Genomic DNA, 22,242 nt, shown 5'->3' with positions numbered 1-22,242 from the left:
TCGTTCCATTCGCTACGTTGCTAAACGGGTGCCCCGAGCCTTTGTTCCACTATAGGAAAGTATAAGATTTTTTTGGTTTATAGTATAAGAAAAACAAAGGCTTCCGCCATAAGACTTGGCGACAAGCCAAGTTTTTCTAAAGGAACGTAGAAACGAGTCAACGAAGAAATTTGATGTGTGGCGTTTTTAGTGCACTCTTTGAAGAACTAACTACTCTTAGCGAATTCTAATGTAACTAACAGGATATTCTCAGCTTCATGAAGTATCTTAAAGTAAAATGGGAAGGGAGGGTTGGCTGTGAGCAAGAAAAAGCTTTGGATTTTAACAGCAAGTGTCGTAGCCCTAGCATTCATTGGTTTTGGTGTTTTTTACTTTGGAGGTACAGCTTCAAAAGCCGCCATTACTAAAGTTGAGGCTGAAAAAATTATCTCAAGCCAATACCCTGGAACAATAGATGGAGATATCCAAAAGGACCAAAACGACAACAACTATATAGCCAGTATAGAACATCAAGGAACGCAGTATGAGATAAAGATTCATGGAAAAACGGGAGATGTTATAGAATTAAAAGAGCTCTCTTCAGTGAATAAAGAAGATCAGCATGTGTCTGAAAAGCAAGGAAAAGAAGATGCAAAAGGAACGGATAACAAGGAATCGCCTCGTACTTCAAAAGAAAATTCAAAAAAGAACGCGGAAAAAAAAGTGGTGATCAACGAAGAAAAGGCAACAGAATTGGCTTTAGAGAAATTTGCCGGATCTCTTGATGAATTGGAACTAGATGAAGATGATGGCAGGTTGGTGTATGAAGTGAAAATTGTAAATGGAGAAGATGAAGCCGAAATAACCATTGATGCTTTTACAGGTGAAATATTGTTTACAGAGATTGAGCGAGAAGACTAACTTAGAATAAAACTAAATGCCCAAATTTCTACAAAAAAATTAACTACGAAAATCATAACTAATCTGCATGCTGATATGCTCTCCTTAAGATAGACAGGTAAAAAATAAAAATCTGTTCACCTTAAGGGGAGTTTTTATGTCTAATCGATCTTCTATTGAATTTAAACTGAAAGTAAACAATGCTTATAAGCAGGAAAATTTATACTTTGAGGGAATTATGTTCAAACAGTATGTGTTTAGAAACGAGCATGTGCAATATCAAGTAACTTTCATTCACTAATAGTATTTGACCAAGCTAGAGCAAATTCTGCAGTGTATGCAAGTCCTTAACATGAGTTTACTATCCATGATATAGGAGTTTTCTCAGCAAATTCTCATCTTGTTCACAAGAATCTCTTATTCCTTATGGTTATGATAGAACTAACAACAAACAAGGAGTGAAGGGAAATGAATAAAAAGAAATTAGGAATTATCATTGGAACAATTGCAGGTGCAGCAATCTTAGGTTCTGGAGTTTATTATTCTAATGCAGATGAGGCGAATCCGAAACTAGATGGTGATAAAATCAAGAGTATGGTGCAAGAACAGTATGAGGGACAGATTACTGAATTCGAATTAGACACAGATCTAAACAAAGCGGTATATGAAGTCGAAGTGCAAAATAAAACAACGGAATATGATTTAACACTTGATGGCGATACTGGTGAAGTCTTAAAAGAAAACAAAAAGGAAATCAAGCAAACTGATAACAACAATGATGATATAGAACAAGTAAATGTTGCAAAAGAAGAACTTATTTCTATGGAAGAAGCAAAAAATATCGCTAAAAAGCAATTTAAAGGAGAAGTTATCAGTATTGAGTTAGATGAAGACGACAATCAATTCGTTTATGAATTAGAGCTTAGAAATGGACAGAAAGAAGCGGAATTTGAGATTCATGCCAAAAACGGAGATATTCTTAAGCAAGAAATTGAAACGGAAAATGATGATGACTAAAAAGTTTGAACGTTCTATGACTCATTTGCAGAAAATGTGCTAACATTATTACTCAAATTGGTCTACTCAATAGAAGTGTTGCCGCAGCTTTAAAATAACCTAACAGAAACCTAAGCAAATGGTGCTTGGGTTTTGCTGAAAAATAAGAAACCAGCAGGCTCGGGTATTTCGAGCCACCATCTATACATGAAAAAACCTTTTTATAATGTTTAGATTCTTAAAATACTGTCTAAATAAATGAGTTAGATAAGTTAAATAGAGTTGCTTTTTCATACAAAAGTAGAAAATGAGGTGCTTGTGGATAACGAAATAACCGAATAGCCACGTCCAGCTCCATATCAACCACTGAAGGCGTGACATCCAGAAAAAGCGCTTTTCTTTTTCAAGGAGAATGAAAGCTAAAGCTACATCAGGGCGCATCGCATGCAGAAAAACGTTTTTTTCAAGGGGGCGTGAGATGTTAGCTTTTTATCAGCAGGAGGTGGAGCAAAACTCCTGCTGATAAAGTTTCACATTATTCTGCGATCACCTTGAAGTTTTTGGTTACAGTTGCCTCGATAGTTGAATATCTTTCAAAATACTCTCTGATCAACTCCACAGCATCCTTTTGAATTTCTTTGACAACAGGTTTATTTTGAAACATCGTATAATCCCCTCCGCCATTAGCTCTGTAGTTATTTAACACGACATGATATTTGCCTTCTTTAGAAATGGGTTGTCCGTGGTAGCGTAATTCTTTCACTCTTTCTCCAATCGGTTTGGCCACATTGATCGTGTATGTAATCCCTTCCCACATATCATAGTTATAGTGCTGTGGTTTCGGCTTTTCAAACGCAGGATTAACCATAATGGAGCCAGACTCATCTAGTGTGAAATAAGCAGCACTTTTTTCTAATGCTGCTTTTATATCCTTGCCTTGCAATTCCAAAACGACCAATGTATTTGGATACATATAATTTGCTACGACATCTCGCATCGTAACGGTTGATGTAAATCCTTTGGAAGTATTGTTTAACAGTGCAGTAACAGAAATATCTGCGCCACTTGCTTCCATTTGTACTTTTTGAATGAATTCAATAAAAGGGTGCTTGTCGATACGGACTTGAAATGGATCATCAATTGTCATCTCGCCTTTAATATACCCTATCGGCTGATCGAGCCATTGTTGGGTTGATGTTTCAAGCTTCTCAGTCATATGTAAAATATCTGCATCAGGTGATGTATGTTCTAATGACTGCAAATGCGCTTGTTTATTGGTAACTTCCCAACCGTGTGTGCTTTTCGTAAATTGAACATCTACCTTACCGTAAAAGGATCCATTATTTCCTGACTGGATTACCAAAACATCATTTATTTTCCCGGTAAGCTCACGATGCTGGTGACCGGTCAGTAGCACATCAATTCCGTCGATTTGGCACATTGCATGACCTTGATTTTCTCCCGTAATTGCTTCTGTGGCTTCACCTGTTTCGATATCACGTTCAAATCCACCATGATAGGATACAACGACTAAATCGGGTTTCTCATTTTGACGCACATAGGGTACCAAGGATTGTACCGTTTCGAATGCGTCGTTAAAGCGTATACCCGAAATATGCTCTGGAGATTCCCAATTCGGTATGTAATGTGTAGTGACTCCTATAATCGCAACTTTAATGCCACCCTGAATCGTTTTTATAAGATATGGAGGACCGTATTTGGGTTCATTTGTTTCCACATCAATCACGTTTGCGGCGAGCCAAGGGAAATTCGATTGCTCGATAGCAGCTTGTAAAATAGTTTTCCCATAGTTGAATTCATGATTTCCGATGACACCAGCATCAATCCCTATGTGATTCATTGTCTGTATCATTGGGTTGATGTCCGTAGTAGCACGCTGCTTTACGTAATATGTCATTAGGGGTGTGCCTTGAATAAGGTCTCCATTATCAAGAACAATTACATTATTACTCGTGCTACGAATTTGTTTGACAGCAGTTGCATATCGTGCTAGTCCGCTTGCTGCTTCTTCATTTGTTCCATAGTTAATAGGCATAATATGTCCATGAATATCACTTGTATAAACAATTGTTAAATGAACCGGCTTGTTTTCCAATGTAAGCATCCTTTCTATGTCTAAATAGGGAAGAGTCCCACAAATCAGTCTGTGGGACTTTGAAAAATCTCTATACAATTTTGCGCCGAATACGCGCGGAGATAAAATCAATAATTGTAACAACAATAATAATCGCTAATAGAATTAATCCCATTTCATTCCAATTTCTGTTGCTGGAAGCAAAAATAATCATTGTTCCGATACCACCAGCTCCGACGATACCCAAAATGGATGAAGCTCTAATATCGACTTCGAAACGATAGATCGCGTAGGAGAGGAATTCCGGAATGATTTGTGGCATAACACCATAAAAAAGGATTTGAATTTTATTAGCTCCATTAGCTTCCATTGCTTCGATTACTTTCATATCAATTGATTCAATAACTTCTGAGTAAAGTTTCCCAAGCATGCCAGTTGAACCAATAGCGATTGCCAGGACTCCAGCAAATGCATTCGGTCCAACTGCTACAACGAATAATATCGCTAGAATAATGTCAGGGAAAGCACGTACTGCAGACAAGATCCATTTTCCGATAGCAGTTAATATTTTGCTTCTTGTCATGTTTTGTGCAGCTAAAAACCCAAGTGGGATAGCTAAAATAGCTGCCATTAAGGAACCTGCAAAAGCAATGAGTACTGTTTCCCATATTTTTAAAGCTACTTCGCTTGTTGCAGTCCAATCCGGATTGAATAACTTTGGAATGACTCGATCGAAGTTGTTTGCCATCCGCTCAAAAGCTCTACCCCAATCAATTTCAATACCAAGAAATGTCCAAATATAAATAGCTGCGATCACTAAGAAGATCAAAATCCGTTTTATTTTTTTAAAGGTAGATTTCGGCTGTTTAGGAGGTGAAGAGTAGGTAGACATTAGATTAGAGCCTCCCTTAGTTTATTACTTATGAATTCAATCACAATGACTACAATAAAGATCAAAATAATAATCGCCATTGCGTTTGGATAATTATAAAAACCTAATTGCTGATCGAGAACTAATCCAATACCACCGGCACCCACTAAACCTAAAACGACAGAAGCCCGGATGTTAATTTCAAATACATAGAGCACAAAGGAAGTGAATTGTGGTAAAACTTGCGGAATGAGTCCAAAATAAATGACTTGAAAAATATTCCCGCCTGAAGCACGCATTGCTTCTAATGGGTTCATATCGACTGCCTCAATCGTTTCACTAATTAGTTTAGCTAAAATCCCTAAGGAAAAAATAAATAATGCTAAAATACCTGGTAAAAGACCGACACCAAATAAGCCAACGAATATAACAGCAAGTACTAAATCTGGAATCGTACGCAAGATATTTAACAACGTTCTCGTAATCAAATATAGTGGTTTAAATGTGGTTATATTTTGGGCTGATAATAAAGCTAAAGGAACTGTCAATATGGCTGCCAACGTAGTAGCAATAACCGCCATTTGAATAGTTTGCGCCATTGCTCCCCAAACCTTTGGGATAACTTCCAAGTTCGGAGGGAAGAATTTTTCGATAACGGTATACATATTAGCTAGAGCATCACCGAACCCTCCAACCATTTCCCGCTGTGTCCAAACCATACTGAATAAATAAAAACCGAGCACAATAAAGAAAATAATGGTAATTTGCAGTTTTGTCTTTGTGGGATAAATGGAAGGCGTTTTTCTTAAAGCTTCCGGCTTTGTTTGTTTGGTCACGATTCTTTCGCCCCCCCACGTAAGTCATCCTCACGTATGGCACGTCCATAAATTTCTTCAAAGGTTTTCTCTGTCACATCGGACACAGGACCATCAAATACGATTTCTCCTGCACGCATACCGATAATGCGATCTGCATATTCCATAGCCATATCAATAAAGTGAAGGTTCACGATCGTTGTAATATTGTCTTCTTTATTGATTTTCTTTAAATACGTCATTACTTGATGGGAAGTAGGCGGGTCTAAAGAAGCAACAGGCTCGTCCGCTAAAATATATTTTGGCTGCTGTGTAAGCACACGTGCAATGCTTACTCGCTGTTGTTGTCCACCACTTAATTCATCTGCGCGGTTATATATTTTCTCACCAATATTAACACGTTGTAAACTTTCATAGGCTAAGCCAATATCCTCTTTTTTATATAAGTTTAATATGGAACGCAGTGTCCCTGTATGTCCTAAGCGTCCAGCTAACACATTTTTAAGAACGTTGGTTCGTTTAACTAAGTTGTAATTTTGGAAAATCATCCCAATTCTAGTTCGGAGTTTTCTTAGATCGCTGCCTTTGTAATCAAGAATATTTTCATTGTCTATCGATAAACTGCCACTCGTAGGTGTAACAAGCCGATTAATACTACGAATAAATGTGGACTTTCCAGCACCGGAGAGGCCCACGATCACAACAAATTCACCGTCATTAATCGTTACATTAATGTTTTTTAAACCTTCCGTTCCATTTGGGTATACGAGCCCAATGTTTTTAAATTCAATCATTTTATGTATTGCCCCCATCATAGAAATAGATTGCTTTAAACGTGGAAAAAAGGGAGAGTATGAGTCTCCCCTTTCAAAAAGCAAGGAAAATGGCGTAACATGTCTTTGGTTCTTTTCATTTCTTATTGACCGTGCCTTAAACCAATCTTATGAATGATAACTTATAGTTCAATATCATCTTTGAATTTTTGATATGTTTCTTTAACAATCTCATATTCTTCGTCTGAGGCTTCGTCGATAGAATCCCAATTATATACTTCATTCATGATTTTAATCATTTCTTTATCGTCATTAAAGGATAGGAAGGCTTCCTTAATTTTTGTCACTAATTCTTCATCCAGTTCTTTTGTTACAGAAATCGTATCATTCGGAATTTCATCTGTATATTCAATGACTTTTAATTTATCCATTACATCTGGATATTCTTTTTCCAGCTCTGTACGAACATCATCAAAAGTGGTTGCTACATCCGCATCTCCTTCATATACAGAAATAGCTGCATTATCGTGTGCGCCTGCTGCAATCGTGTTGCTGAAGAAATCAGATTCTAATTCTGTACCAGAATCATAGCCAAATTCTTGCATCATTTGATATGCAGGGAAAAGGTAACCAGAAGTAGAGCCTTTGTCCGCATACGTCCACACTTTACCTTCTAAGTCTTTTAAAGATTCAATACCGGAATCTGCACGTACGACGTATTGTGCTTTGTATGTACCAGAACCATGACGAACAGACTTAAGAATAACATTGACATCGTATTGTTCGTTAGCAAGTACGTAACCAAAAGCAGGGATAAATCCAATCTGTACTTGATTCGACCCCATTGCTTCTACAAGTGCATTATAGTTAGTCATAACTTTACCTTGAACTTTGATCCCTAACTCCTCACCTAAGCGATCTGCTAATGGCTTTACTGTATCTGCGATGGTGTCAGAATCTTGGGAAGGAACAAAACCCATAACTAACGTATCTGGTGTTTTTCCTTTTTCCCCACTATCGCCACTTGTTTTATCTTTCCCTTCTGAATCATCCGATTTGCCACAGGCAACAAGCACAAGTGCTAAGACAAGGACGATAAAAAGACTGTACCACTTCTTCATTTTGACCCTCCTAAAAAATATCCATAAATTTAAAAAAGCTTACATGTTTATTAAATACTATTTGAGTGAAAATATCTAGATGAAATTTATATTGTTTACGTTAATTTAATAAAAAATAGGTTTATTTCTTAAAGAAGTTTTTTGAATGCTCCTTAAAGATTGAATGAAAGGAAAAAGCTGTGAATTTTAGCAGAATCCTATAAATGAATGAGCATCGAATTGGGATGAATGCTTCACCTGTATGACTCCTTTTTCGGTGCAGTAACGTTTTTTAATGAACTGGTAGGGGAATACTAGTAGAGAAGTATCCTATCAGTTGTGGCATTTAGGAGAACATTTAGTTGGAGAGATGTATGATTATGGTAATGGGCAGTAGAATCCGAAATGTTGTCACGGTAAACGCCCCTGCAAGTCAGATCCAAGGTTTAAGAAACACACGTAACCCGCCTGTTCCTATATGAACATTAGTTTTTAATAACGAGCGTAAGTCTCAAAAGAGGTTTTATATAGAAATGGAAAATTACACGAAACGAATGGAGGAAGTTGGATGAGCAAGTACGATGAAGCATTGTTTCTATATAATGGTAATGCTGATCACGAGGAGATGCAAAGGAAATTAATGTATGCAATTCCAAAATTATCTTTGGCCATTAAACAATTGCACATTGTTCAAACGGAATCCATTGAAGAAGTCAAAAAAGTTTGTATACGTTATGCTGCAAAAGTCGACTTGCTGCTTATATTAGGTGGAGATGGTACAGTTCATGCTTGTATTAATGCAATTTCTCCATTAAAAAAGCGGCCCATTGTCGGTATATTACCTGGAGGGACATGTAATGATTTTAGCAGAGTACTAAATATACCGCAGCAACTAGAGAAAGCTGCCGCTGCAATTGTAGAAGGACATGTTGTTGATATAGATGTAGGGAAAGCGGATGATAGATATTTTCTTAACTTTTGGGGAATCGGATTAATTGCGGAAACCTCGCAAAATATTGATCCCAACCAAAAGAAATACCTCGGCGTCCTCAGTTATTTTATGAGCACTTTAAAAACCATTACGCAAGCTAAAAGCTTTTCTTATGCGATAACAACCGACGAGCAAACTGTCCAAGGTGAAGCAGTAATGATTGTTGTGTTAAACGGAAGATACTTAGGAACGCAAGAGCTTCCAATTTCAAGTTTACAGCCTGATGACGGGAAATTAGATGTGCTGATTGTAAAAAATTCAAATCTTGCTTTCTTCCGCGAGTTATTTTCTATGGACCACCCAGATACAAAGTTAAAGGAGCTTAATGAAATGATGTATATACAAACAGATCGTTTATGTGTAACGACAGATGATCGAAAGGAAGCCGACATGGATGGAGAAATTGTTTCTGGTACGCCAACTGAAGTGGAGTTGCTCCCAAAGCATTTACAAATGATACGAGCAAAATAATTTGTCACATAAGAACGATCCGATCCAAACTGCACCCCGAAAGGTAGATTTCACTCTATTTTTTAGGGTGCGTCCTATTTTCAATGAAGAAAATGGTACCTTTTTGAATCCTTTTGCAGCCCATTTTCGTACAATGAAATAAGGAAGTGCTGTAAAGGGAGGATTTCTGTTGAAAACGTTAGAAGTTGTTGAACTTTCGGTAGAGTTGGATCAGAATGTGCTGATTGACCACGCCTCATTTACGCTAGACGAGGGAACAATAACTGCATTGGTGGGGCATAATGGTGCAGGAAAGTCAACGTTATTGAAAGCGATCGTTGGCATGATTCAAAAGGAACAAGGGAAAATTATTATTAATGAAATGTTCCATCAAGATGAGGATATTCTAACATTTAAACTCTTGCTCTCTTATTTGCCGGAAGAACCGATGCTGCTGACAGAATTAACTGTGATGCAACATTTCCAGCTCTATGGGATGAGTTATGAACTGGCTACAAACGAATTAAATCAACGGATTGAACGGATGGTAAAAGGATTTGAATTGACAGATAAGCTGGATGAATATCCCGAATCGTTGTCAAAAGGAATGAGGCAAAAAGTACAAACCATTTGTGCATTACTTCCTGACACTCCGTTATTACTTATTGATGAACCCTTCATGGGCCTTGATATTTACGCAATTGATTATTTTGAACAATTAATGAAAGAAAAAGTAGCTAGCGGGACGACGGTTCTTGTCACGACACATCAGCTCGACCGTATGAAGGGAATGGCAGATAACTATATTATGCTGCAACAAGGGAAAATACATAGCCAAGGGCCGATTGATCAATTTGTTACGATTGATAGGAGAACGAAATAATGATACGTCGCCCATCCTTGTTAAAGAGTTACTTTTTCATACGAGTCAATCGCTTTAAAAAGAAGCGGAAATTAAATAAGATGGCTTCCCAATTGATTTTTGATAAAACAACCTCTATTTATCTTGGGCTTTTACTCGCTTATACGTTTGCAAGTATATTTATTTTTAGTGATACAATGAAGTTGTATGGTAATTATTTTGTTTTTTTAGAACAGCATGCAGAAGAAGTTCTAGGTTTCTTGGCTGTTGCTTTACCGGTTCGTTATATATTTAACTCATTTCGAGAACCAGGCGTCTTATATTCTACCGCTGAGTATAAATTAGCCTTTCTGCCATACAGGAGAGGGAATATTTGGTTATTGACGTTAATGGAAAGATGGCTGAAGAAGCTGCTTATTTATAGCTTAATCGGAGCTATCGCAGTTCTGTTAACACCATTTCGCTCGCAACTTGTATTTACCTTTGTAGCTGTCTTCATCCTTTTTGATATTATCATGGCTATTCCACAGTGGAAGCTATTTCAACAACGCTTCATTGTAAAAATAGGTGTGTTTTTCTTAGCTGTAGCTGGGATCGGTCTCTTTAGCCTTGTACAGGAAGCTAGATTAATAGCAGCACTTATTGTTGGTTGTATTGGACTAGTGAACTTGTTTCTTCTTCCGCATTTGTTTTCCCAAATCAATTGGTCTAAAGTAACGGAAATTAATGACTACACCATTTGGCGTATGCCATTAATGGGTTTCGCCTCGAAAACAAAGTTCAAGCGTCCGAAAAGGTATGCTATGTTTCAAAATAGCAAGCAGAATAAAAAGCCATTTACAACAAATGCGCAGATATATGATCGGATATGGAAGTTGTATTTTGTGAAGCAACATGCGTTGATTTTTCAGTCGCTTGGAACATTACTTATACTAGTTACAGTCCTTCTATTTATGCCTGAATGGTTATTTTCTGTTGGTGCAGCTATTATGGTATATGTTTATACATCGCTTACAGCTAGTTTTTATGCAGATCGTTTTAGCAATGATATGATTGAAATATTACCTTGGTCGTTGAAAAATTATACTAGTCATTTTTTAAAATTTACACGGATAGGTATGTTGCTTTTATTTGTCCCTGTCATCATTTTTTATTTTATGCATCCAAGCTGGTGGATACCGCTCCATATTTTGTTGTTTTGGACGGCTTATCGTTTGATAAGAGAAATAAAGATGATGAAGACAATACAGTGGATGACAAGAAAAAAGGTTTCTTTACAACTGGAAGAGACAATGGGAACGATCGCTATTATATGTTTAGCTCTTAGTGGGATCTATCCTTTTCTAACGATAAGTTCACTCGTGCTTTGGTTTATTTTGTATAGACGAAATAGCAAAACGTCATCTTTTTATGATAAGGAGAGGGTAACTTGACAAAAGATCGTTCGTTAAAGGAAAAACAAAACAATAGCTCGCTTAAATTATTTGTTGTATTATCGAAAGCTTATCGAAGTTTAATGGAACAAGTGGAGGATGACATTCAGCAACGAGGATTGAATTTAACGGATTTTGCAGTTATGGAGCTGCTTTATCATAAAGGGCCTCATCCATTAAAAGCGATAGGTGAAAAAATATTATTAACAAGTGGAAGTATTACGTATGTTGTAAACAAGTTAGAAAATAGACGTTATATTACACGTATACCGAATCAGAATGATCGTCGGGTTACTTTCGCGGAAATTACGGAAAAAGGGGAGAAGTTATTAGAGCATATTTTCCCTGGTCATTGGTCGCGAATTGAAGAGATTACAAGTGGATTAGATGAGGTTGAAAAACAAATTGCAATTGATTTGTTGCGGAAACTCGGTACAGCAAATCAGGTGAAATGAATGAAAATATTTTATAATGGAACCTATTCTCTATTGGGTGCTTTTCCTATGCAGCTTGTAACCCTAGTCAAAAAAGGCGGAATGGAAAATGAACCTGTAAGAGGGCAGTATTTGCGGTCTTTTTAAATGTACCTATCAAGAAAAGTAGAATATGTCAAAATCATGACAGACTGTATTCTTTTTGTCATGAATTTGGCATATTTTTGTTTGGACATGTTTGTAGAGGGGAATATAGGAGTGTGAAGTTAAAAGTCCTGAAAGGGGTTTTTACAATGAAAGAACCTAAGGTGCTTGTTTATATAAGCAATAATAGTAAAGAATGTGAAAATGTAATACAATTTTTACAAGAATGGCATATTACGTATCAAACCAAAAATGTCAATGAACAACGTGCAAATATGAAAGAACTACAAAACTTAGGGATATATGGTACACCAGCTATATTTGTGGAGGGTGAAAAAGAGCCAATTCTCGGCTTTCAAAAAAATAAATTAAAATATTATCTTGGTTTAGCTGATAAATCTATGACTTATTACAGTTCATTGTTTGATGGCTATGAACACAAAAGCGATAACAATCACAGGTTTTAGAAAAGTAGCATAAGCTGTAAAAAAAGGTGCAGAAGGTGTGAGATTCCATGTATCATCGACCTTATTTTGATTATACGGCAAATTATGATCGTCCTAACCATCTAGATGTAACGCAAATGGGAGTACAGGGGAATTTTCAACCCAATAACTTTTTCTATTATCAATCTCCTTACCAAATTTTTGCAAAGCCGGAACAGCCAACGAGTTGGCCTGGAACCAATGTTCAATCTTCCAATATGCAGCAACAGGGCTTTAATGCGCAGACCCCACATCCAAATATGGAACAGGGCTTTAACAAGCAAGCCGCACATCCAAATATGCAACAGGGCTTTAATGCGCAAACCGCACAGCCATATATGGAGCAAAATTTAAATATGCAAGCGAATCAACCAGCTGGACCTGGGCAATCATTTGACTTGGATAAGATGTTGTCAACAGTCGGACAATTGGCTAATACGTATCATCAAGTTTCCCCTATTGTTAAACAATTTGGCTCATTCATTAAAGCATTTAGATGAAAAAGCTGATGGACGTTATCGTCGGCTTTTTTATTGTATAGGAACCTATAAAATGAGGTGCTTGTGGATAATGAAATAACCGAATAGCCACGTCTGGCGCATGAGCCCAGCAACGATGCGACTTTAGAAATGCGCCCTACGATAAGTCATATCAGTTCGTCGCTAAGAGGAAGGCCGACTAAAAACGGGCTTGCCGCCCATCGTCGGCATACCCCTGTTTTTAGTGGCATGATTCCTAAATCTTTAGTTGATTCGTTCCATTCACTACGTTGCTAAACGGGCGCCCTGCGCCTTTGTTCCACTATAGGAAAGTATAAGATTTTTTTGGTTTATAGTATAAGAAAAACAAAGGCTTCCGCCATAAGACTTGGCGACAAGCCAAGTTTTTCTAATGTTCAAGAAAAATTTCCATAATAAGTATGGCATTTTTTCTGTAAGAATCGGGAAAACAAAGAGTGGATAGAAAGGAGAAATGAGATGGTAGCCTGTTTAATTATTCATGGATATACGGGAGGACCTTATGAAGTAGAACCGTTGGCAGATTACTTAAAAGACCACACAGATTGGCGTATAACTGTCCCGACTTTGCCTGGACATGGTCGGAAATTAAATTTGCAACATGTTTCTCACGACGAATGGCTGGAGGCTGCAGAACAGACACTGCTGCAGTTGAAAGAAAGGTATGAGACTGTCTACCTCATTGGTTTTTCAATGGGAGGTATGATCGCGGCATATTTGGCTGCCAAGTACCAGGTAGAGAAGCTTGTGCTTTTAGCAACCTCTGGTAAATACTTATCGTTTAAGCAGATTGGAATAGACATAGGTGGATTTATTACAGATGCTGTCAAAGGAAAATTAGGAGAAAACAAATTGTTCAGACATTATAAAAGAAAGTTTGGTACAGTCCCTTTTCGAGCAAACATTGAATTTCTTAAGTTAGTACGATTTACAAGGAGATATTTAAATAAAATCCATTCTCCTGTATTAATTGCCCAAGGTCAGCAAGATGGAATGGTGCCATATAAAACAGCGTATTATTTAAATAAAGAAATTACATCTGAACAGAAAGAAGTTGTATTTTTTGAACGGTCTAAACATTTAATCTGTTTAGGAGAGGACAAGGATGCACTAAATCAAATTGTACATGCTTTTCTGGATAGACCAAAAGTGGATACATTGACATATAAATAAAGAGTCTGGACAAATGAGGCGTACCAGACTCTTTTGCTTTCTTTGATATAGCAGAAACAACTCTAGATAAAGGCTTGGCTCATATTCAGCTCATATGCTCAACGGATTACTTAGAATGCTTAAAAAAAGAAATAACGAGTGCACCTTCTCCACCATACGTAGAGATTAAAGGACCAGTGTCCATAATCAGCGCATCCTTAAAAGGATATTTCTCACGTATTTCACTGAGCACCTTTTTAGCACGTTCTTCTGCATTACAATGTGATAAAGAGATTACTTTATCTTCTACGTTCTTTGTAAGTTCACCGATTTGGTCGATAAAGCGCCGGATGGATTTTTTGTCACCTCTTACTTTTTCGGTAACTTCGATTGCTCCATCTCTACTTGCTCGCATGAGCAGTTTAATGTTTAATGTTTTGGCAATTTTCCCCTTCACTTTATCCAGTCGTCCACCTTGAATAAGGTTTTCCAACGTTTTTAAAACGAATAAAGTTGCCGTTTGCTCCGCTCTTCCCTCAAGGTGATTCACTAATTGTGTAAAGGTATAGTTTGCTTCTATTTTTGAGATAGCTTCATGTAGCAAAAGAGCAATTCCACAGGAAGCAGTTTTTGTATTGATGACAGCAATAGTACGCTTTGGCTCTTCATCTAAAAGCAATTGCATGCCGGCAACTGCGTTCTCATAGGTGCTGCTTAACCCTTTCGTTAAACTGAGCATTAGGATTGGAACTTCTTTATCAATTTGTTTGTAAGCCGAGTAAAAATCATGCGGACTTGGTGCCGATGATCTTGGCAGTTCATTTGTTTCAGCAATTTTTTTATAAAAGGATGGTAAATCTAAATCCACGCCACTTTTATATTGACCATCGCTAAAATGTAAATAAAGTGGTACTTGAATGATATCAGCCTTCTTCCTTAAACGTTCAGGAATATCCGCTCCACCATCCGTCATAAGTTGAATGTTCATAAGTTCACCCTTCCCTCCATCTTCTCTGTTTTAATCATGCTGCTTCTTTTTGGAAATTGTTAAAGTAGTTTTACGATTGGTGCTTAATACAAACAAAAATAATCCAAATAATACAATGGTCCCTCCCAGCAGCTGGGAAGCGGTAACAGTCTCATGTAAAATAATGTATGCTAAAAATGAAGCGCCTAATGGCTCAAAAACAATCCCCATCGAGATGGTAGAAGTACTTAACCATTTTAAAGCCCAATTAAATAATGTGTGACCAAAAAAAGTTGGGATAATCGCCAATGCAATAAAAATCCACCAATGATCAGCCGGATAGCCAACAAAAGAATTCCCAATGATTAAGTTATATAGGATCAATGTGATGGAGCTTACGCCATACACGACGAATGTATAGGTCATTAAAGAGAGGTTCCGGCGCACTCGTTGACCGAGTAGGAAATAACCTGTTACGGTTATTGCCCCGAGTAATGCTAAAATATCTCCGAACAGGGCCATGCCGCTTATTTGAAAATCTCCCCAACTAATGATCACACTACCAATTAAAGCAATCAGCATACTAATAATTGCTCCATAAGAAAAGCGTTCCTTAAAGAAAATATATGTTCCTAGGAAAGCGAAAATTGGTTGGAGCGTTACCAAGACTACAGAGCTTGCTACCGATGTGTAATTCAATGATTCAAACCATAATATAAAATGAAAAGCTAAAAATATCCCTGCGAGAATGGATAATATCCAATCTTTTTGATCAATTTTTTTTATTTCATGGCGGTATTTTGCCAGTATTATTGGAACCATCAGAAGTACAGCAAATAAAAGACGGTAATTTGCGATCATTGCAGCTGGTGCTTGATCCGCTAATTTAACAAATACTGCTGAAGTAGAAACAGAAATAACACCAATTCCTACGGCGATGTATGGGTTAAATGGAGGAAGTCGCATTCAAACCCTCCTTACTTCATTTTAAGTTTGATTATTTCGTTGTGTACATCCCATATATTTTATCATGGTATGGATAAAAAATCATTTATCTAATTAGTATCCTTGGTAAAAATATGTTATGATATTCTTTGCATGAGATCACGTGAGGCCTCTTACCATTTCGGTGAAGCCTTTTTGTACTTTAGGTGGGATAGAAACACATTCTATAGTGGGATGTGTGTTCAAAAAACATGGGAAAACAGCTAATGTTTTTAATGATTTTTGGACAAACTATAAAAAATGTGAATTGAAAAAATATAGTGGTGTTTAAAGAGCAGGAGACGGATGAAAATTGGTTAAGTGCATAACCTAATGCTGTAGTCCCCAACAAGCACGCCAAATCATAGACGGTGCAATAGAAGAACGTAAGTACGTGATTGATTTTTGAACCGCTAAAATAAGCTGAAGATCACACGGTGTGTCACATCGACGAGACTTTTTGAACACTCCTCTTATATTTCCGTTAATAATCTGTGACTATAATTATGAGCAGGACTAAAGTATATAGAAGCGACCAAGGCCTCTTACAATAAAATTTTTAACATTAAAGGAGTAGAGGAATAGGTGACAACATTTAAAGAACTGGGTATCTCCAATCCAATTATGAAAGCATTAGAAAGAATGGGGTTTGAAGAAGCAACGCCGATTCAAGCCGAGACCATTCCAGTTGCCTTAGAAGGCAATGATGTAATTGGACAAGCACAAACAGGAACAGGAAAAACGGCTGCTTTTGGTATTCCAATGATTGAAAAGCTAGATCCAAAAGCACGTAAAATTCAAGGTCTCGTTGTTGCTCCAACGAGGGAGTTAGCGATCCAAGTAGCTGAAGAATTAAATCGACTTGGGAAAATAAAAAAGGTTCGTGCATTTGCGGTTTATGGCGGACAGCATATGGAACGACAAATTCGTTCATTGAAAGATGGTCCGCAAATTGTTGTAGCGACACCAGGAAGGTTATTAGACCATATGCGCAGGAAAACAATTCGCACGAATCATATTCAGACAACCGTTTTAGACGAAGCGGATGAAATGTTAAATATGGGCTTCATCGATGATATCCGCGAGATTCTTAAGGCGATTCCAGAAGAGAGACAGACGCTGTTATTCTCAGCAACGATGCCTAAGGAAATTCGTGATATTGCCACTAATTTAATGAACAATCCGAAAGAGATTAAGATTAAAGCAAAGGAAATGACGGTTGAAAATATTGATCAATATTTTATTGAAATACCAGAGAAATTTAAATTTGATACGTTAAATAACCATTTGGATATTCATTCTCCGGATTTAGCAATCGTTTTTAGCCGTACTAAAAAGCGTGTAGATGAAATCACAGAAGGCTTACAAGCTAGAGGTTATCGAGCAGAAGGAATTCATGGTGATTTAACGCAAGGAAAACGGATGTCGGTATTGAATAAGTTTAAAAATGGCCGAGTGGATGTACTAGTTGCAACAGATGTTGCAGCGAGAGGGTTGGATATTTCCGGAGTTACACATGTGTATAATTTTGACATCCCACAGGATCCGGAAAGCTATGTGCATCGGATCGGAAGAACAGGACGTGCTGGTCGTACAGGGGAAGCAATCTCCTTTATAACCCCAAGGGAATTGGCTCATTTACAATTAATTGAAAAAGTCACGAAAAGTAAGATGAAACGATTAACACCACCTACAAATCGTGATGCGCGAAAAGGGCAACAGCAAGTGACGATCAGCAAAATTATGGAAACGATCGAATCAAAAGATTTAAATGCTTATCACCAAGCGGCAAATCAATTATTGGAAGATCATGATTCGGTTTCTGTTATTTCTGCTGCTCTGAAGCTATTGACGAAAGAACGGAAGGATACGCCTGTAAAAATTTCTTCTGTTGCGCCAGTTAGCGTGAAAAAAGCGAATAATGTAAAAGACAATCGCCGTTCGAATAATAAACGTTTTTATGGAAAACGTGGCCAGAACAATCGCGGAGGGCAAAGCGGTCGTAATCGAAAGGGCAATTTCCAAAAACGTAGAAACCGTGATAATTAATAGCTGAAAGTGAAAAAAGCTTCTTTATATAAGGATATAAGGAGCTTTTTTTGTTGTATAGGAAACGATAAAATTAGGTGCTTGTAGATAACGAAATAACCGACTAGCCACGTCTGGCGCATGAGCCCAGCAACGATGCGCCTTTAGAAATGAGCCCTACGATAAGTCATCATCGGTCCGTCTCTAAGAGGAAGGCCGACTTAAAACGGGCTTGCCGCCCATACGTCGGCATACCCCAGTTTTAGTGGCATGATTCCTTTATCTCCGTGGATTTGTTCCATTCGCTACGTTGCTAAACGGGCGCCCTGCGCCTTTGTTCCACTATAGGAAAGTATAAGATTTTTTGGTTTATAGTATAAGAAAAACAAAGGCTTCCGCCATAAGACTTGGCGACAAGCCAAGTTTTTCTAATATCCAAAAACAATATCTATTTTACATATGGTATGGATAGTAGCTTGTCTAACGTATTTGTTGTGGAAAGCTGGCTGGCGTTCTTTAGGGGCAGTATGTATGGCGTTAAACAAAGCCGTACGTATTTATCCCGTATATAAGGTGCTGTAAGACTCCCACTTCAGGAGTTGAATAATCTGTGTACTAACAAGTCTAAGTGAAGTGGGGGATAACAGCACCTAAATGTTCTGTTTCGTAAGAGGCTTTTAGGTCATACCCTTGGGCTGCTAACAATTAGTGGGCGAAGAATGCCCCCACTGATTGAAGGTTCACTTTATTTCATGAAGCTTGTATGCACGCAAATTTGGATGCAAAACAATCGCTTCATTTGCGGTAATCCTATATTTTATAAAGTAAAACATCATTTATCTATCTCTTAAGGATTGAACGTTAGTTTGCAAGGTTAATTTTTGGTACCGTCATATTCCTTATACTGATGTGTATTGCTTCCTAACTCAGTTAAGCACCTTACATTCGGGATAAATTTACATCGAGTTAAAAATCAGGGAAAAAGATCTAGTTTTAGAAACTTTTTTGTATGAGATAACGTATAAATAGGCAGGATTGTCAGCTTATAAAAATTGACAGTCAAAGTAAATGTGATAGAAAGGGGAGATTCGATGCGACAACCTCCAAAGCAGGAAATTGACAAAGATGCGATAAAAGTATGGAAAATAACGGCAGCCATTTATAATGGCATATTGTGTTTACTTGCGATCGGGGCGTTCATCATTAGCATTATTTTTGAATGGCCTCTTTGGTATAGTATTGCAGCTATAGTCATTTCGGTTATTTTAGCGTATGTCTTTATATTTATCCTTCCAAAGCTTCGTTGGCGGCGATGGAGATATGAATTATTTGAACAGGAAATCTATATCCAATACGGTATTTTAATCATGTCAAGGACGCTTATCCCTATGGTGCGTGTGCAGCATGTTGATACGAAGCAGGGACCACTCTTAAAACGGTATGATTTAGCAACTGTAACCATATCGACTGCGGCAACAACACATGAAATTCCTGCATTAAATGAAGCAGATGCCTCTTTATTACGAGACCGTATTTCCGAGCTTGCAAGGGTGGATGAAGAAGATGTCTAAACCAAAACGAATGCATCCAATAGTTATTTTTTTTCAGGTCATTCGATCACTTAGAGAAACCATTTTACCGTTTATTGCAGCGATTATTGCTACTCCTAAGGCGTATTTCTTTTATGTAATAATTGGTCTTATCGTAGTTGCATTATTATTTGCGATTTTTAGCACGCTCTCTTGGCTACGATTTACTTATGAGGTAACAAGTGAAGAATTACGGATTGAATCGGGAATATTTATCCGCAAGAAAAGGTATATTTCCAAAAGTCGTATTCAGTCGATTGATATATCTGCAAACCTATTGCATCAGCTGTTTAAATTGGCTAAGGTGCAAGTTGAAACAGCGGGGTCCGGTGCTGAGGGAACATTAACAGCAATAAAGTTATCGGAAGCAGAAGCTTTGCGGAGAGAGTTACAAGGATATCAGAATACTCTTGCAGATGCAGAAGCCGAAGAAGCGGCTGAACAACAACGAACCGTTCCTAGTTATCAAATATCCAAAAAGCGACTGTTTTTTGCAGGAACAACGTCAGGAAGTATTGGTGTATTAGCAGGACTAATTACCTTTTTAGTCTCGGAAATGGAACAATTTATACCGAACCGTTATTATGACAATATGGTAGAGTGGATAGTTGAGCTAAGTATAGCGTTTTTAATTATTGTTATTATTATTGTCTTATTATTATTGTGGGTATTAGGGATTGCTGGAACGATGATTAAGTATTGGAACTTTAGAATTGAAAGACATGAAAATGAATTATTTATCACTCGTGGTCTGTTAGAAAAAAAACAAACAACAATTCCTTTAAATCGAATTCAGGGGATAGGTATTAAAGAAAGCATTATTCGTCAACCTTTTGGCTATGCTACGGTGTTCGCAGAAGTTGCAGCTGGTAGTGTAGAGGAATCAAATGAATTTTCCTCTACTTTATTTCCAATGCTGAAAAAAGAGGAAGTAGAAGATTTTTTAGCAACCATACTGCCATCTCATGCTCAGCTGAGTGAGAAATGGAATACGGTCCCAAGAAGAGCCTTAACGTACTATTTGCTTCGAGCATTCATCCCTGTAAGTTTAATTAGTGTTCCCGTATTTATTTTCTTTCCTAGTTTTATGTGGGCGATAGTGGTTCTGCTGTTCTTTGGTCTATTTATAGGCTATTTGAGTTATCGAGATACTGGGTTTCAGCTTGATAAGCACCGAATGCTGCTGCAGTATCGAAAAGTGAGTAAAATAAAAATGATTGTTTTTCATAAGCGAATTCAAGCAATGGAGAAAAAGCAGCATGTCTTGCATCGAAAACAAAATTTAGCAACGATTGAAGTGTCTATACTTGGTACGAATAGTACAGGAACACATTACCGGTTAAAAGAGTTGGAAGAAGTCGATGCTGATAAAATAGCTGATTGGTATTCACACTGGAAACGCGCAGAGTAGGAAAGGGATCGCGTATATAAGTGCTCTAAGACTCCTACTTCAGAAGTTGGATAATTCTGTACTGCAACAAGACTAAGTAGGAGATAACAGCACCTAAACGCTCTATTTCGTAAGCGGTCTTTAGGTCATGCCATTACGGTACTAAGAATCAGTCAGGGGTGAATGAAAACCCTGCTGATTGAAGATTCACTTTATCAGGAAAAACAGAAATAAATGGTAACTAAAAAGCTTACAAATGAAACTGAAGTTAAAAGTATTCCAATAGGTTAAAAGAGACAGAAGCAAAGCTAAAACAGCTGATTATAAAAACGAACATCAACCATCCATTGTGTATATACGCAAGTTTTTAGCGTAGTTAAAATGTGTAGACTCCTGCGGGTACAGTACGAGCTGAAGATCCCGAAAGAAAGCGATGTTTTCTTTTCTGTGGAAGCTAAGGAGACCTGCGGAAAGCGAAGCACTTTGACATAGCGATGTTAGGAGTTTTTTTCATACAAACAAGCCGGACAATCCATTTATAATTGTTCGGCTTGTGCTATATAGTATTTTCTTATGTTTCAACCTCTTTTTACATTATCTACTTGCTAACGGTAATATATCAAAGGGAGTTTCGAAAATATAACGTGCCGATGTATAATTAGCGGTTGATGCGACTCCCCAAGCAGCTAGCCCAAAATCTACTCCTGCCGCTGCTGCACAGTGCATATCATAAATGGAATCACCAATGTAAATGGCATTCTCTTTTTCGCAAGCTAATAATTGCAGTGCCAAATTTAATGGATCAGGATTAGGTTTATGCTTTTCTGTATCGTCTGCGCACACGACAGCTTGAAAATGATGGGCAATATCTAATTGATAAAATCCAGCTTGCATTTCTTTTTGGTTTTGTGAAGTAACAATCGCTGTTTTAGGTAATTGAGAAATAGTATCTATTACACCGTTAAATAATGGCACGTCACTCATGAAAGGCTTTTGTTTTTCCAACCAAGTTTCTAACGTCGTAGGAATATCAGCAATATTTAGTATTTCAAGCGTACGTAAGCCTGGGATACCTACAGAAAAACGAAGCTCATCTATTGTTTTGTTAATCCCGTTTTCATATAAGGCGGCTTGTAATGCTTCAAGTCCAATTCTTTCCGAGTCAATAATCGTGCCATCTAAATCAAATATAAAAGTCGAATACAATTTTTTCATCCCCTCTAATTATGATTAATTGTAGTGTAGAGGATGAAATGCATTTCAGGTCAACAGTGAAGTACTCACCA

At 37.5% G+C, this 22,242-nt stretch carries 21 protein-coding genes; 13 read left to right on the top strand and 8 right to left on the bottom strand.

What is annotated here, in order from left to right:
* Positions 1–297 precede the first annotated feature (297 nt).
* The 3 genes from KBP50_RS19025 (at position 298) to KBP50_RS19015 (ending at position 1,896) form a co-directional block, all read left to right on the top strand.
* Positions 298–900 (top strand): PepSY domain-containing protein, encoded by a 603-nt coding sequence (locus tag KBP50_RS19025; protein WP_050351108.1) that lies wholly within the window; start codon positions 298–300, stop codon positions 898–900.
* A gap of 136 nt (positions 901–1,036) precedes the next feature.
* On the top strand, positions 1,037–1,180 hold the full coding sequence (locus KBP50_RS19020; protein ID WP_156875292.1) for a hypothetical protein: 144 nt from the start codon (positions 1,037–1,039) through the stop codon (positions 1,178–1,180).
* A 167-nt stretch (positions 1,181–1,347) separates the two neighbouring features.
* Entirely contained in the window at positions 1,348–1,896 is a 549-nt protein-coding gene (locus tag KBP50_RS19015; protein WP_050351109.1) for a PepSY domain-containing protein, read from the top strand.
* A gap of 514 nt (positions 1,897–2,410) precedes the next feature.
* Here the strand turns inward: KBP50_RS19015 and KBP50_RS19010 are convergent.
* From KBP50_RS19010 to KBP50_RS18990, 5 genes are all read right to left on the bottom strand, one after another.
* Positions 2,411–4,000, bottom strand: a complete 1,590-nt coding sequence (locus KBP50_RS19010) for a bifunctional metallophosphatase/5'-nucleotidase (RefSeq protein WP_050351110.1) — start codon at positions 3,998–4,000, stop codon at positions 2,411–2,413.
* Between the two features lie 61 nt (positions 4,001–4,061).
* The gene (gene phnE, locus KBP50_RS19005) at positions 4,062–4,862 is read right to left on the bottom strand and encodes a phosphonate ABC transporter, permease protein PhnE (protein WP_050351111.1); all 801 of its coding nucleotides are present in this window, start codon (positions 4,860–4,862) and stop codon (positions 4,062–4,064) included.
* Entirely contained in the window at positions 4,862–5,680 is an 819-nt protein-coding gene (gene phnE / locus KBP50_RS19000; protein WP_373314186.1) for a phosphonate ABC transporter, permease protein PhnE, read from the bottom strand. Before phnE (KBP50_RS19000) ends, phnE (KBP50_RS19005) begins: the two co-directional genes overlap by 1 nt.
* Positions 5,674–6,450, bottom strand: a complete 777-nt coding sequence (phnC, locus tag KBP50_RS18995; RefSeq protein ID WP_050351113.1) for a phosphonate ABC transporter ATP-binding protein — start codon at positions 6,448–6,450, stop codon at positions 5,674–5,676. Before phnC ends, phnE (KBP50_RS19000) begins: the two co-directional genes overlap by 7 nt.
* Before the next feature lie 161 nt (positions 6,451–6,611).
* Complete coding sequence (locus KBP50_RS18990; protein WP_050351114.1) at positions 6,612–7,550, bottom strand: phosphate/phosphite/phosphonate ABC transporter substrate-binding protein; 939 nt, start codon at positions 7,548–7,550, stop codon at positions 6,612–6,614.
* A 547-nt stretch (positions 7,551–8,097) separates the two neighbouring features.
* On the opposite strand from KBP50_RS18990, the gene KBP50_RS18985 reads away from it, so the two are divergent.
* The 7 genes from KBP50_RS18985 to KBP50_RS18955 all read left to right on the top strand — a co-directional run bounded on the left by KBP50_RS18985 (position 8,098) and on the right by KBP50_RS18955 (position 14,019).
* Positions 8,098–8,991 (top strand): diacylglycerol/lipid kinase family protein, encoded by an 894-nt coding sequence (locus KBP50_RS18985; RefSeq protein ID WP_050351115.1) that lies wholly within the window; start codon positions 8,098–8,100, stop codon positions 8,989–8,991.
* A 169-nt stretch (positions 8,992–9,160) separates the two neighbouring features.
* Complete coding sequence (locus tag KBP50_RS18980) at positions 9,161–9,853, top strand: ABC transporter ATP-binding protein (RefSeq protein ID WP_050351116.1); 693 nt, start codon at positions 9,161–9,163, stop codon at positions 9,851–9,853.
* Positions 9,853–11,265 carry a hypothetical protein gene (locus tag KBP50_RS18975; RefSeq protein ID WP_050351117.1) on the top strand — a complete coding sequence of 471 codons (1,413 nt, stop codon included), beginning with the start codon at positions 9,853–9,855 and terminating at the stop codon, positions 11,263–11,265. Before KBP50_RS18980 ends, KBP50_RS18975 begins: the two co-directional genes overlap by 1 nt.
* Positions 11,262–11,720 (top strand): MarR family winged helix-turn-helix transcriptional regulator, encoded by a 459-nt coding sequence (locus KBP50_RS18970; RefSeq protein ID WP_050351118.1) that lies wholly within the window; start codon positions 11,262–11,264, stop codon positions 11,718–11,720. Before KBP50_RS18975 ends, KBP50_RS18970 begins: the two co-directional genes overlap by 4 nt.
* Before the next feature lie 272 nt (positions 11,721–11,992).
* Entirely contained in the window at positions 11,993–12,310 is a 318-nt protein-coding gene (locus KBP50_RS18965) for a glutaredoxin domain-containing protein (RefSeq protein ID WP_076362078.1), read from the top strand.
* 47 nt (positions 12,311–12,357) lie between these two features.
* Entirely contained in the window at positions 12,358–12,828 is a 471-nt protein-coding gene (locus KBP50_RS18960; RefSeq protein ID WP_050351119.1) for a hypothetical protein, read from the top strand.
* A 477-nt stretch (positions 12,829–13,305) separates the two neighbouring features.
* Entirely contained in the window at positions 13,306–14,019 is a 714-nt protein-coding gene (locus KBP50_RS18955; protein WP_050351120.1) for an alpha/beta hydrolase, read from the top strand.
* Positions 14,020–14,125: 106 nt separating this feature from the next.
* Here KBP50_RS18955 and KBP50_RS18950 read toward each other — a convergent pair whose 3' ends face one another.
* Together KBP50_RS18950 and KBP50_RS18945 are read right to left on the bottom strand one after the other, a co-directional pair.
* Complete coding sequence (locus tag KBP50_RS18950; RefSeq protein ID WP_050351121.1) at positions 14,126–14,986, bottom strand: DegV family protein; 861 nt, start codon at positions 14,984–14,986, stop codon at positions 14,126–14,128.
* Positions 14,987–15,016: 30 nt separating this feature from the next.
* Complete coding sequence (locus KBP50_RS18945) at positions 15,017–15,931, bottom strand: DMT family transporter (RefSeq protein WP_050351122.1); 915 nt, start codon at positions 15,929–15,931, stop codon at positions 15,017–15,019.
* A gap of 603 nt (positions 15,932–16,534) precedes the next feature.
* Here KBP50_RS18945 and cshA point away from each other — a divergent pair.
* From cshA to KBP50_RS18930, 3 genes are all read left to right on the top strand, one after another.
* Positions 16,535–17,998: a degradosome RNA helicase CshA gene (gene cshA, locus KBP50_RS18940; RefSeq protein WP_050351123.1), complete on the top strand. Its 1,464-nt coding sequence runs from the start codon at positions 16,535–16,537 to the stop codon at positions 17,996–17,998.
* Between the two features lie 1,070 nt (positions 17,999–19,068).
* The gene (locus tag KBP50_RS18935) at positions 19,069–19,548 is read left to right on the top strand and encodes a PH domain-containing protein (protein ID WP_050351124.1); all 480 of its coding nucleotides are present in this window, start codon (positions 19,069–19,071) and stop codon (positions 19,546–19,548) included.
* Entirely contained in the window at positions 19,541–20,977 is a 1,437-nt protein-coding gene (locus KBP50_RS18930) for a PH domain-containing protein (RefSeq protein WP_050351125.1), read from the top strand. The genes KBP50_RS18935 and KBP50_RS18930 overlap by 8 nt, the downstream gene beginning before the upstream one ends.
* Positions 20,978–21,550: 573 nt before the next feature.
* Here KBP50_RS18930 and KBP50_RS18925 read toward each other — a convergent pair.
* Positions 21,551–22,171, bottom strand: coding sequence for an HAD family hydrolase (locus KBP50_RS18925; RefSeq protein WP_232231359.1), 621 nt, complete (start codon positions 22,169–22,171; stop codon positions 21,551–21,553).
* Positions 22,172–22,242: the final 71 nt, after the last annotated feature.

Origin of the sequence: Virgibacillus pantothenticus, assembly GCF_018075365.1 — a bacterium.
Taxonomy (GTDB): Bacteria; Bacillota; Bacilli; order Bacillales; family Amphibacillaceae; genus Virgibacillus; species Virgibacillus pantothenticus.
This window is presented reverse-complemented; position numbering and strand designations above follow the sequence as displayed.